Origin of the sequence: Scytonema hofmannii PCC 7110 (assembly GCF_000346485.2) — a bacterium.
Taxonomy (GTDB): domain Bacteria; phylum Cyanobacteriota; class Cyanobacteriia; order Cyanobacteriales; family Nostocaceae; genus Scytonema; species Scytonema hofmannii.
In genome coordinates this window covers 11,528,916-11,541,740 of record NZ_KQ976354.1, presented here as the reverse complement: position 1 = coordinate 11,541,740, position 12,825 = coordinate 11,528,916, and the positions used below count along the sequence as shown (strand labels likewise).

Here is a 12,825-nt window from a genome sequence, read left to right as displayed (position 1 = left end):
GTCGTATTATCTAACTGCATTCAATCGCAGTATCTTATTTAAAAGTGCCTGTTTAGGAACATTAACACTCCGCCAATTATCAAGCAAAATGCCTCCTGTTCCTTCACTGTTAGGGTTTAAACACCAGTAAGTAAAGTGCAAGTTTTTTTGACCAATAAATTCAACAAATTTTTGCTGCCAAATTCCCTCTTTTGATACGTTATCAACATGGTAACCGCCAAATTCTCCTACCCAAATAGGGTTAATACGTTGAGTGGCAATATAGTGAAATCCAATTTCCCAACGTTTATATAAATTACGAGGAAATGAAGCTTCTTTAAACCACGAATATTCAGATCTACCGTATTCATGTGGAGAATACACAAGTTTTTTTGATACATTAATTCGTACTGGGTATTTACTGACGCCTTCTAAATTGGCACCCCATACATAACCCCACTGTTTTTGCTGAGGTACATTATTCTCGACTCCCTCTACCAAAACCAGCCACGTTGGGTTTACCTTGAGAATCTGATTTCCGGCTCGTTCGGCGGCTAAACGCCAGTCTGTACTGATATCACCTGTTCCCCAACTTGCACGACCATGAGGCTCATTCTTTAAATCTGCTCCAATCACATTTTTAGAATTTTTGTAACGTTTTGCTAAGAACAGCCAAGTGTCTATCCAGTCCTTCTCGGTATAACCGTCTCCATACCACAACTCTGGAATCTGCCCATCTTTAAGAGTATGGCTATCTAATAAAATCAGCAGTCCTTGGCGTTGGGCTTCTTGAATCACCAAGTCCATGACTTCCAAAGGAGTCTTTCCTTTCAAATCCTTATTTGCGCCAATAGAAAAATCAACACCACTGATATCTTTTGAGCGCAATCCTTCCACAGAATAGGGTAAACGGATAATATTATAGCCCAGAGTTTTGATTTGAGCAAGTATATCTTTGTAATCTCTCACCCAAAGCCCATTAGGGGTATGGGTTTTGACTTCCATACCAAACCAGTTGATACCTTGGAGAATAACGGTTCGACCTCTTGCATCTACAATTTGAGAACCGCGAGTGTATAAAGGGGGAACAATTTGATTTGCTACTGGATTATTGCTTTGAACTCGTGCCAATAATTTGGGCGAATCAAAATGAATAATACAGTTAAGTAACACTAACACCAAGCCACAGATGATGTACTTGATGAATTTTCTGAGATTGGTGTTTTGGCTCCGATTTCTCTGTAAAAACATCAGTAGTCACATTTGGTTAACTGTTAAGTCTTAATGCATAAGCAACATCTGCGAAAAATTTTTCTCGACGATTGTAAGACCATGCAAGATTTAATGGCAGCAGTTCTTGACTATTCTCCTTATCAAAAATCTGTCCAACCTTTCCCTTGAGTAATTCGACTAAGTTATGGGCAAAATCTTTTGGATTTTCGGTAACTTTGATAGAAGAGGATGGATACTCAGATATTCCACGCATGGCTGTAGGAGTGGCGACAATAGAAGTTCCAGTAGCAATGGCATCTAAAGTTTTAATCTGTATACCTCCACCACTGATAGAAGGAATCGCAATCACCCTTGCTTGTGCCATAAATTCTTGTGCATCAGGAACAAAACCGCAATATTTAACATTAGAATATTGTCCCTGTAACCATTCCGCACCTTTCCCAGCAACATAAATAGATAAATCTGTAGGTAAGTGGGGATAAACAGCTTGGAAGAACCACTTTAAACCCAACATATTTGCTTTCCACGTCCAACTACCTATGATGCTAATATCACAGGTTTTGCTTACAATTGGATTCTCTAAGTTGACTACACTGGAGGGAAGATGGAAAACACGAGTCGCTTGATTAATGGTGCTAAAATAGCTGGCATCATGGTCTGTAAATGTCCAAACTTCTCGAGCATTTTTAGCCAAACAATCTTCCATTACTTGAATGAGTTTAGCTTCTCGCTTGTATATCTGTTTCCAGACTTTACTAGATGTTGTAGTCAACTGTTCTTGATATATATCTCGTTCAATATTATGGGCAATAAAGATAAAGGGCAATTTGTTGTTTATTAATGGTAACAGCCATCCCATTTGTGCGTGGTCTAGGATGATAATGTTATAGTTATAGCTGTTTAAAAGCGTTGTGACTTTTCTGATATAGTTTTGAGAGTAATATTTAGCCGAAGAATAAGGCAGCTTTGTGATTAAACTTAAACCCATCCAAAGAAGAGGGTAAAATTTAGATTTATATGTTTCTATGAATCGGTAGCCAACTGGCATTTCATCAGGGACGGGGTTGAGCACAACATCACCCTGTCGTCGGTATCCAAGCACCAGAACTTTGTGTCCGCCCTGCTTTAGTGCGTCAATAAAACACTGAGAAGCTATTTCTCCTCCAGTTTTCCTTTGGCTGGGAAGAACTGTGGTCAAGTATAAAATCTTCATAGTAGGCTAAATATTCCATCATTAACAAAACTTATAGGGAACAGGGAACGGCTTTGTACACTTCATAACGAACTCCACAGAGACCCGCTAGTGTTCCCACACCCCTATAAATATTGAGTAGGGCTTTAATCAACCTATGCTGTCCTAAAAACAGGGATGGGAAAATCAAGCATATCCCTTGAGTCATCAATCCGATTCCTTTGACGATACGTGTAGCAAGTACGAAGAAGGAGGGATAAAGTTCTCGTTCGCAAAAACTGTGTCTACTCCAACCAAGAAAACCTCGCTCTAGAATCCATTTCACCTGCATACGGCTTTCAGGTATCCATTCATACACTAGGGCTTCATCCGCCCATACAATCTTGTATCCCGCACGATAAACTCGCATAAAAAAGTGGACATCTTCGCCACCACTGCGAGCAAAACGCTCATCAAAAATGGTGCCTAGTTTTTGTAAAACTTCAAAGCGGATTAAGACGTTGTTTGTAAATGCAACCTTCATCAAATGTCCTGTAGGGAAACGCTGAGGTTCAAAAAACTTCCCTTTCACAACCCAATCAGGGACATCTGACTGAATAAAATGGGGTAAAACGGGTCCTGTGACGACATCCGCATCATATATTTGCTGTACGGATAGCAGTTCATCTAACCAGGATGGGTTAGGGACTTCATCGTCATCAATGAACGCGACAAAGTTTGTGTTTGGGTTGAGGGACGCGATCGCCTGATTGCGTGCATAAGAAATACCTTGGATTGATTCAACACAGTACTTCAGAGACCACTGAAAATGACTCACTTGAGTTGTGTAAACTGCATTTGCACAACCATTCGCATCATTATCAACAACAACCACCTCGATATCTGGTCTAGCTATCTTACGAAAAGTTAGCTGATTGAGTCCATCAAGCAGACGTTGTAGTCCTTCTAGACGTTGATAAGTTGCTACACATATAGAAACTAGCATCCTCTCACCTGTTTTGATTCTTGATTTTTGACTTTTAGCGCTTGGATTCCTGACCATTCTTCGATTACAGGACTGACACGACGGTAGAGTTTTGCGCGTTCAAATTCCACAGTTACTGAAAAGATAGTTGAGACGTAGAGTATCCAAAAGATGCTGTTGGTTGCGACAAGAGTACTTTCACTGACGTTGTAAATAACTAGAAACGTCAAATACGTTAATGGCCACAAACCCTCAACAGTTTTAGTTATCCGCAACCACTTGAGTGCGCGTAAATAGGTTATAACGTAGCTTATTAAAAAGAATGATAATCCCCCTAAACCTAGTTCAATCCACAAGTCCATGAAGCCGTTGTGACCGTAAGGACATTCCCATTCCAAGGTACGCCAAAGATAGGCGGTGACTTCATTATTCCAATCTCGCCAAACAGCATTATACCCATAGCCAAGTAAAGGACGTTCCCAAATTAGGTCTAGCATTGCATTCCAAATTTCCGTGCGTCCTGTCAGTGTTAAGTCTTTTCCTAAAGCAAGGGCGACAAAATCCAGATTATCGAACAGCAGTATAGCTGTACTTCCAAGGACGAATAACACAACTATTGATATTGGAATGAGTTGAGTGTAGTGATGTCGCCAAGTTCTGTATAGAGGAATAATAGCTGTGATGGTGAGAAAAACAATCAATGATGTTTTGGAAGTGGAAAGAATAATCAGGAGAATTGACAGAATATAACCAGCCCAAGGAAGCCATTGGTATCTGCGGTTACTTATAGGATTTGTTAACGCAACACATAGAAATACCATCGTACCAAGAACCATCATCCGACCCAAGATATTTTTATGGGTCATAACACCCCGCCACGCCCCTGCATGGATTCCAGACTCTTGATAGCTCATCACACCGTAGTTCGGAAGTGCGATCGCAAATAGGAAGCTGAGGACAATGACAGTACCTAGCATCCAGGCTAATAACTGTAGTTGTTCTCTAATGGTGTAGCGTAAGCCCAGGGAAACCCCAAACAGAGTTGTCCCTAAAAGAAGTAGGCTGCGTCGTAATGTGACTTCTGGTGCGATCGTCCACACCACTGATGCTATTGCAGTACCAATCACTAACCAGATCCAAATGTGTTTCTGGGCAATACGTAGAAAACTTCTCCGCCTAGCCAGAATCAACACTAGCGTCACCGCATAAACTCCCATAAACAAGAGGGGAGTGTAGGGGTCTTCTGCAATGCTGCTTTGTTCATCTTCTATGAGAAGCGGAACTAAAGCAGTTGTGGAAAGAAAAAGAGCAATTACAACAAACACCTTTTCAATCAGGTTTGGTAATCTTGGCATAGAGAATCTCTATGGTTATAGGGAGTTTAGAGAATAACTATTTTTAGCCGCAGTGATGCACCCACGCTCGTGGCTAACGGATAAGAAAATAGGGCTAGAAAATACGCTCTATATTATACATTTGAATTCATAACTTTTTTACAAAGTTACTCAATTTATGCTTTATTCAATCTTCATAATCCTGTAGCTTATATCAATCTTTTTTAAAGAAAGGATGAAACGTCACAGAAAGAGCTAAATTACTTTTACTTGAAGTCTACTAGGGAGTAGGGAGTGGGGAGTAGGGAATAGGGGTAAGAAATTTTCATTCCCTGGTTGTGGGCGATTACCTCCGGTACGCTTTGCGAACGCCCATGGGGGTCTGTTTTAAAAATGGAGCCAAAAATGCCAATTCAGGAACGTAGCTTGCAGCAACTGACCTATCCCAGTTCTTCATTAAGGGAACCAGAAGAATTATGGCGTCTAGTAAATGATGAAGAGAATGCAGGGTTGAGTCCAATTTTGGCAGTTTTGCGTCGGAGATTGGGTTTGATTGCTGGCGTAACGGTTATTGTCACAACTGTAGCGGCTGTATGGGCTGCAACCCTCACCCCTAAATACGAAGGAAGAGTTCAACTTCTTGTTGAACCTTTACAAACTGCAGACAGCGAACTGCTGGTTTTACTCTCTGAAACTCTAAAACAAGACGTTAACGAAATTACCCGACACAACAACACCGCCTTAGATTATCAAGCATTGATGGAGGTGTTGAAAAGTCCAAAACTTCTCAATCCAGTTGTCAACGAACTTCAAAGTCGATATCCAGATATAAGTTATGACCAACTCGTCGGTAGTGATGTGTCCGGTCACAAATTACTAAAAGGGCGAGAAGGGACACTCTATATTAATCGTCTTGTCCAGGGCAAAGAAGAATCCAGAGTCGTAGAGGTACGCTATCAAGATACAAACCCGGAAAAAATTCAGGTTATATTAGAGCGGGTAGTCAAAGCTTATCAAAACTATAGTAAAGAGCAGCAGCAAACCAATTTACGTCAGGGAGTGCGGTTTGTAGAACAACAAATTCCCAAATCGCGACAGCGAGTCACGACACTTCAAGGACAACTACAATCCTTTCAGCAGCAATACGGTGTTTTTAATCCTGAACTTCAAGGCGAACAACTCCTTAAACGATTAGATGAACTTCAAGCACAACAGAGAGAAACTGAAAGACAACTCGCTGAGGCTAAGTCACTTTCCACATCCTTAAAAAAGCAATTGGGAATGTTAGAAGAAGAAGCGATCGCAGCATCAGCTTTAAGTGAATCACCTCAGTATCAGGAAATAGGGACTAGGGTGAGAGAGATTGAAGCTAAAATCGCCGCAGAATCAACCCGTCTAACTGATTCCAATCCTGTGATGTTGAATTTAAAGGAAGAAAGAAAAAAACTACTTCGTTTATTAGAACAAGAAGCAAAAGTTGCTCTTGGTAACAATTCATCAATAAACAGATTCACTTCTAAAGTTAGAACATATCAAAACACAGTTCGTCGCGATTTAACAACACAACTAGTTGATGCTACCAATCAAGTGAAGTTACTCGCAGTTAGTTTCGATGCAAATAACAAAGCCACACTTGAACTCAACCAGAAAATTAAAAAATATCCAGCTATTGCACGTAACCATAGTAATTTACAACGAGAGTTACAAGTTGCGACAGACACCCTCAACCAGCTTTTAGCTAAGCAAGAAGCACTCAGGGTAGATGTCGCCCAACAGGAAATTCCTTGGGAATTGATCATGCCCCCTACATTACCGCGTGACAAAAAAGGTCGTTTAATAGCAGTGTCACTTCAACCTTCCCGCACCGTACTTTTGGGTGGAGTTGTAGGTGTTCTGTTGGGCATATTTGCTGCTTTTGTTTTAGAAAATGTGAAAAATGTTTTCTACGATCCTGAAGAGGTGAAACGGAAAACAAAACTTCCCTTGTTAGGCGTTATTCCTTTCCAGAGAAATGCCAAACTATTGACAGCAGGTGAAGAAGCAGTTAATACACAAAAGCCCATCCCTCGACTTTTACCGAAAGCGGTAAAATATCAAGATCAAGCTTCTTCCTTATCTCAAGCTTTCTATTCTCTCTACAGTCGAGTCCATACTTTAAGATTTAATGCTCAAATTCAATCCTTAATAGTAACTTATGCAACATTGGAAGATAGTAAATCTACTGTAGCTATTAATCTGGCCAAAATAGCTGCTCAAGCTGGTTTACGAGTACTTCTAGTGGATGCAGATTTGCGCTATCCTCACGTACACACCATACTAGGTTTAGTGAATAGACAAGGACTCAGTGAAGTTCTCTCCAAAGGTCTGGATTTAGAGGATGTCATCGGACAAGCACCACAAGAAGAAAACCTCTTTGTAGTGACTGCTGGAGAAAAGCCAAAAAACCCGGCAAAATTGTTCTCGTCTGTACAATTGGATACTTTTATCGAGCGATCGCAAACCAAGTTTGATTTAGTCATCTACGACGCACCCCCCGTCATGGGATTGCTTGACACCAGTCTCTTGGCTAGTCGCACCAATGGAGTTCTGTTTGTCGTCGGACTTGGCAAAACAACCCGCACCAACCTTCAGCAAGCATTGGATGAACTGAAAGCCGCCCGCATTCCAGTATTAGGTATGATTGCCAATAATAAAGTGTAAGCAACCCCTGCACAGTGAATCCCATCACACGACTCATTAAAATCATTAACTCAAACCAGTTCATTCGCAATCTAGGCTGGTTAGGAATGGCACAGATAGCCTACAGAGTCTTGCGTTTGGGACTCGTAGTCATTATTGCCCGGTTTCTCACACCCTACGACTACGGTTTGGGAGCAATTGTGTTAGCAGTGCGGGAATTTGCCATTACCTTTTCTGACATAGGTATTGGTGCCAAAATCATCCAGGCGGATGACAGCGAACTCAAGGAGTTAAGTAATTCTGCTTATTGGTTAAATTGGGTGGTGTTCAGTGGTTTATTTCTTCTTCAGTGTCTTGCGGCTTTTCCCATTTCTTGGATTCAAAACACCTATGACGTGATTTTACCCATTTGTGTGTCAGGGCTGACTTATTTAATTTGGCCTGTATCCAATATCCAAAAAGTCATGCTGCAACGAGAAAACCGCTTTAAAAGCATAGCGATCGCTGATAGTATTCAATACTCAATTTCCACTATACTCTCAGCATTACTTGCCGTGATGGGTATGGGGATTTGGGCATTTGCTTTACCAGCCGTTTTAGTCGCCCCATTAGAAATCATAATCTACCGACAACAGCATTCCTGGCGTCCCAGCACAGGATTTACGACCAAGTATTGGCAAGAAATTTGGAATTTTGGTAAAAATATTCTAGCAGTTGGCTTACTCAAAACTTTAAGAAATAACTTGGATTATTGGATAATTTTGGGATTTCTAGGCGTTAAAGAATTAGGAATTTATTTTTTTGGTTTTAACGCCGGGTTGGGAATTAGTTTAAGTCTTATCAGTGCAATAGAATCCGTAATCCTACCACATTTATGTGCGTCTAGGGCAGAATGGGACAAATTTAGAAACAGTTATTTCAACAGTTTAAAAGCCATTAGCTTTGTCATCATTCCCTTTGTTATTTTTCAAGCTAGTTTAGCTCCCATATACGTACCAATTATTTTTGGTCAAAAATGGACACCTGCTATTCCCATTGTCGTGCTCATTTGTCTATCCGCTATTCCTCGGCCATTTGCAGATGCAGCTTCCCAATTACTAGTTGCTATTAGTAAACCACATCTCAACTTTCGTTGGAATGTATTATTCACTACTATATTTACTGCTGCACTTTTATTCGGAATTCAATGGAAAGTCATTGGAGTCGCTACAGCTGTTCTAGCTATTCATTGGCTGTTTCTGCCCTTGTTTACCTTGTGGACAACACGCTACGTATTTAAAATGTAGGGGCGAACAACCCACTCCCCACTCTCCCCCTCGGTCAACATGGGAAAATTAAATGCCTCCAGCTTACTCCTGGTTCTTTATAATGGCATAAAGCCAATTTGCAGTTACTTATAATGCCGCAGGATACAGAAACCGCAGTTGAATTTCGCAATGTGACCTTCAGCCTAAACAAGCGCCCTTTGGTATCACATCTCAATTTTACTATTTACCAAGGAGAAGCGCTGCTCTTACTAGGGCGTAGTGGGAGTGGCAAAACAACAATAATAAAATTAATCAACCATCTTTTGATACCAACAGAAGGTGAAGTTTTATTTAATGGGATTTCTACAACTCAATGGGATGAAATAAAACTACGCAGAAAAATTGGTTACGTTATTCAAGAAACAGGTTTATTTCCCCATTTTACTGTGGAACGCAATATTGGTTTGGTTCCTACTTTAGAAGGTTGGAAGCCAAAACAAATAAAAACAAGAGTCTATGAATTACTGCATTTAGTTGGTTTAGAACCTGAGAAATTTGCTCAAAGATTTCCACACCAACTTTCAGGAGGGCAAAGACAACGAGTAGGAGTAGCAAGGGCGTTAGCAGCAGATCCACCTATGTTGTTGATGGATGAACCTTTTGGGGCGTTAGATCCCATTACGCGCTTAGAACTACAAGAAGAATTTAAGCGTTTGCAGACAGAATTGGGCAAGACTGTGTTGTTCGTGACTCACGATATCCACGAAGCATTTGTTTTGGCATCTAGAATTGGTTTGATGTGTGGGGGAGAATTGGTAGTATTGGGTACACCAGAACAATTTTTGCAATCCCAGCATCCTGAAGCTCTGGCATTTTTGCAGTCTTTAAAATTTGCTTTATGAACTTAAGCAACTTCTTCTTGATAAAATATGCTCAAGAGATTCTAGAACGCACTCTTTAACACTTGCTTCTAGTGGCAATTTCTATTAGTATTGCTACTATCATAGGTATTCCATTAGGCATATTAACTAGCCGCCAACAAAATCTTCGTCAACCAATTCTCGGCATCGCAAATATTCTGCAAACTGTTCCTAGTTTAGCGCTGTTTGGCTTGCTTATTCCCGTGCCTGTGGTTGGTGGAATAGGACAGAATCCTGCTATTGTCGCTTTAAGTTTATATTCTTTATTACCTATTATCCGCAACACATACACTGGCATTGTTGGTATCGATCCTGCCATCACAGAAGCAGGTCGTGGCATGGGAATGACAGATAAAGAATTATTATTACAGGTAGAGATTCCCTTGGCAGTCAGTGTGATTTTAGCAGGAGTCCGTGTTGCAACAGTCATTGCCATTGGAATCGCAACTATTGCCACTGCAATTGGTGCAAGTGGATTGGGAGAGCTAATTTTTCGAGGAATTGCAGTTGTCAACAATCAGTTAATTTTAGCAGGTGCGATTCCTGCGGCAATTATTGCTTTACTCGCTGACTTTGCTCTTGGTTGGTTAGAGAAAAAATTAACAGTGACCAGTGACCAGTGACCGGGTTAACTCTAGAGGGGGAAAGGAGAGTAGTGAAAAAATTTTTAGTCTTTTTTCTTTTAACTTTTGCTTTGGTTTTGGGAGTTGCTAGTTGTAACTCTAGGAATATAGGGGGGAGTGGAGGTGATATTGTTGTTGCTTCTAAAGGCTTTACGGAACAGGATATTTTAAGTGAACTTTTGGCACAACAAATTGAAGCAAACACTAATTTAAAGGTTGATCGCCGTCGCTTCACAAGTTCTTTTGTGACTCATCAAGCTATTACTGCTGGTAAAATTGATGCTTATGTTGAATATACAGGTACGGCTTTTACTGGTATTTTAAAACAAAAAACAATTAGCGATCCAAAAATTGTTTTTCAACGATTGAAACAAGCTTATGCCCAACAGTTTAATTTAGAAGTTATGGGTTCTTTGGGCTTTGAAAATACTTTTGCCATGACTATACGCGGTGAAGATGCCAAACGTTTCAATATTCAAACTCTGTCTGATGCTGCTCGGTATACACCTCAATGGCGTGGGGGTTTTAGTTATGAATTTATGGAACGGGAAGATGGTTTTCCTGGGTTGGCGAAAACCTATGGTTTGCGCTTTGCCAAATCTCCTCGCATCATGGATTTAGGATTGATATATCGATCGCTATTGCAAAAGCAAGTAGATATGGTGAATGGCAATTCAACAGATGGACAAATTGCTCGCTTGGGTTTAGTGGTGCTGAAAGATGACAAGCAGTATTTTCCACCTTATGAAGCAACTCCCATAGTTCGTTCGGAAACATTACAAAAGTATCCAGAATTGGAGAAAGCGATCGCCGAACTTGTTGGTAAAATCTCAGCCGATGAAATGCGGCAAATGAATGACCTTGTTGAGGGTGAGTTACGGGATATGAAAGAAGTCGTGCAAGAATTCCGCAAGTCAATACAGTTAACCCGTGCAGATAGGTTTTGATTGTACAGCTACAAATTCTATGTTTTAGATCTGGTAAGCAACAAGACTTGCTATAAATCCTTGCTCTTTACATTACTTCATTAATATCTTGTAACATTATTTCATTTTAAATTTGTTTTTCTAATAAGACACACCGGAGTATTTTAATCACAGTAAAATACCCTATAGTGCACAAATATCAGCTAGCCTCATCTGTAGATGGGGTTTTTTTTTCAATGTATGGCATATTGCCCTACTTGCTTATCTTAGCGCTTGTCATTTTGTCGTGTCAAGAATTCATTTAAAAAATCATTAACAGTGACTAGAGCACCAGTACAGTAATACCAAAAACCCGGTTTCTTCAAGTTGAGCCAACGAGATATCGAGTTTTCTGACAGAGAGAAACCGGGTTTTTTGCCCTCTTTTTGATTAATGTGACTAATAACTGGTCACTGGTCACTGGTCACTGGTCACTGGCCACTGGTCACTGACTCAAGCTGGAGCAAAAGCCCCGACAGGAATGGGTACAATCTGAGGGCTGGTCAAGCAGGTTCCTTGTCTGTACCAAATCCCCTCTACTTCAAAAGCCTCAAACTCGGTTGTAAGGATTGCCCAAGTTTGTTCATTGAGTCCACCAGAATAAGTCCAAGTAAATCGGCTTTCACTCCGCAATCGTTGCTCTAGTTCTGCCAAGTCATCAGGTAGCCAAAATCGAGTCATGACTCTTTGAGTGGCAATTTCCGGCGGAGTTTGTAGCAAATTAGACATTGCTTGATTGACAATAATTTGCTTCTGATTATCGTGTCTGACAATACTGACCGGACGCTCGTTTTCAGCTGCTGCAATTATTCGATACAACAATTCCATTGGCAAGTGCAACTGACTGCAAAAAACTGAACCTGTTGGTAAGAGACTCTCAGCAGTCTCAGCTGGTGGAGGTGGTGTTTGATCGACCATCCATCCAAAAAACTCAATTGGGTGTTTGCAACGTTTCCACCCTATTTTTACTTTCCCCTTAATTTTTGCTGCCGTTTCCGACAAAGCATCCCCATAGTTTTGAGCAAGATATATGGCATCTTGTTTTGTAGGGGCATGGATAGAAACCCCTTGGTAGGACAATTTATAGTTCCACCCTGCTTGATTGAGAACTCTAAGAACACACGTGCTCATCTCTCACACCTTCTGATTTATCATATGAAGTGATGAAAATTTTGTTGCCAAGTTATAGCAATTTTGGATTTTGGATTTTAGATTTTGGATTTTGGATTTTGGATTAAATCACTGCCCAGCAAGCTGAGGAATAAATAGTGTTAAACAAACAAAAATCCCGCCATTAATGAGTGTATTATTTACAGCACCATTAATTTATAGCGCAAACTTAATTAACAGTTTTTTTAAGCTGTTAGTCCTAATACTTCTCGGTTAAGACTTGATCCCCCATGCCCCTGCCTTATGAAACCGGGGTAGCAAATCCCCTTTTTAAGGGAGGCAGAGGGGGTCTTAGTAGGTTGAGCATTACCAACCGAGCAGTATTACTGTTACTCCCCTCCCGCTCTAAAATTACCGATTTTTGCAGCTTGGTTGCTGACCACCGTTCAATGTTGGTAGTCAGTACCCAACCTAACTCCTTAACAAGCCTGTTAAGGAGTTAAGCATTTTGGTTTTGTAATGATGTCTATTATTTAATAATAGTCAATTAATATCCAAAAATTATGTGTTTTTTTTTAT

General features: G+C 40.5%; 10 protein-coding genes. 5 read left to right on the top strand and 5 right to left on the bottom strand.

What is annotated here, in order from left to right:
- Positions 1-6: 6 nt before the first annotated feature.
- Genes WA1_RS48605 through WA1_RS48590 form a run of 4 tightly spaced genes read right to left on the bottom strand, consistent with a single transcriptional unit; the run spans position 7 to position 4,723 of the window.
- A complete protein-coding gene (locus WA1_RS48605; RefSeq protein WP_017742361.1) occupies positions 7-1,230 on the bottom strand; it encodes a glycoside hydrolase family 5 protein in 1,224 nt (407 codons plus the stop codon).
- Between the two features lie 16 nt (positions 1,231-1,246).
- Positions 1,247-2,425 (bottom strand): glycosyltransferase, encoded by a 1,179-nt coding sequence (locus tag WA1_RS48600; RefSeq protein ID WP_017742362.1) that lies wholly within the window; start codon positions 2,423-2,425, stop codon positions 1,247-1,249.
- A 31-nt stretch (positions 2,426-2,456) separates the two neighbouring features.
- A complete protein-coding gene (locus WA1_RS48595; RefSeq protein WP_017742363.1) occupies positions 2,457-3,389 on the bottom strand; it encodes a glycosyltransferase family 2 protein in 933 nt (310 codons plus the stop codon).
- Positions 3,383-4,723, bottom strand: a complete 1,341-nt coding sequence (locus WA1_RS48590) for an O-antigen ligase family protein (RefSeq protein WP_017742364.1) — start codon at positions 4,721-4,723, stop codon at positions 3,383-3,385. The genes WA1_RS48595 and WA1_RS48590 overlap by 7 nt, the downstream gene beginning before the upstream one ends.
- Positions 4,724-5,107: 384 nt before the next feature.
- Between WA1_RS48590 and WA1_RS48585 the strand changes: the two genes are divergently transcribed.
- From WA1_RS48585 to WA1_RS48565, 5 genes are all read left to right on the top strand, one after another.
- Entirely contained in the window at positions 5,108-7,402 is a 2,295-nt protein-coding gene (locus WA1_RS48585; RefSeq protein ID WP_017742365.1) for a GumC family protein, read from the top strand.
- Between the two features lie 14 nt (positions 7,403-7,416).
- Positions 7,417-8,667 (top strand): lipopolysaccharide biosynthesis protein, encoded by a 1,251-nt coding sequence (locus tag WA1_RS48580; protein ID WP_017742366.1) that lies wholly within the window; start codon positions 7,417-7,419, stop codon positions 8,665-8,667.
- Between the two features lie 113 nt (positions 8,668-8,780).
- Positions 8,781-9,530, top strand: coding sequence for an ATP-binding cassette domain-containing protein (locus tag WA1_RS48575; RefSeq protein ID WP_017742367.1), 750 nt, complete (start codon positions 8,781-8,783; stop codon positions 9,528-9,530).
- Between the two features lie 62 nt (positions 9,531-9,592).
- Positions 9,593-10,171, top strand: coding sequence for an ABC transporter permease (locus tag WA1_RS48570; protein ID WP_272819391.1), 579 nt, complete (start codon positions 9,593-9,595; stop codon positions 10,169-10,171).
- A 32-nt stretch (positions 10,172-10,203) separates the two neighbouring features.
- On the top strand, positions 10,204-11,118 hold the full coding sequence (locus WA1_RS48565; RefSeq protein ID WP_017742369.1) for a glycine betaine ABC transporter substrate-binding protein: 915 nt from the start codon (positions 10,204-10,206) through the stop codon (positions 11,116-11,118).
- A 471-nt stretch (positions 11,119-11,589) separates the two neighbouring features.
- Here WA1_RS48565 and WA1_RS48560 read toward each other — a convergent pair whose 3' ends face one another.
- Positions 11,590-12,267 carry a PAS domain-containing protein gene (locus tag WA1_RS48560; RefSeq protein ID WP_017742370.1) on the bottom strand — a complete coding sequence of 226 codons (678 nt, stop codon included), beginning with the start codon at positions 12,265-12,267 and terminating at the stop codon, positions 11,590-11,592.
- Positions 12,268-12,825: the final 558 nt, after the last annotated feature.

Excerpts from the sequence above, each read along its gene's own strand:
- WA1_RS48575 (WP_017742367.1), top strand. The coding sequence starts at position 8,781 with ATGCCGCAGGATACAGAAACCGCAGTTGAATTTCGCAATGTGACCTTC.
- WA1_RS48590 (WP_017742364.1), bottom strand. The coding sequence starts at position 4,723 with ATGCCAAGATTACCAAACCTGATTGAAAAGGTGTTTGTTGTAATTGCT.
- WA1_RS48585 (WP_017742365.1), top strand. The coding sequence starts at position 5,108 with ATGCCAATTCAGGAACGTAGCTTGCAGCAACTGACCTATCCCAGTTCT.
- WA1_RS48595 (WP_017742363.1), bottom strand. The coding sequence starts at position 3,389 with ATGCTAGTTTCTATATGTGTAGCAACTTATCAACGTCTAGAAGGACTA.
- WA1_RS48605 (WP_017742361.1), bottom strand. The coding sequence starts at position 1,230 with ATGTTTTTACAGAGAAATCGGAGCCAAAACACCAATCTCAGAAAATTC.
- WA1_RS48560 (WP_017742370.1), bottom strand. The coding sequence starts at position 12,267 with ATGAGCACGTGTGTTCTTAGAGTTCTCAATCAAGCAGGGTGGAACTAT.
- WA1_RS48600 (WP_017742362.1), bottom strand. The coding sequence starts at position 2,425 with ATGAAGATTTTATACTTGACCACAGTTCTTCCCAGCCAAAGGAAAACT.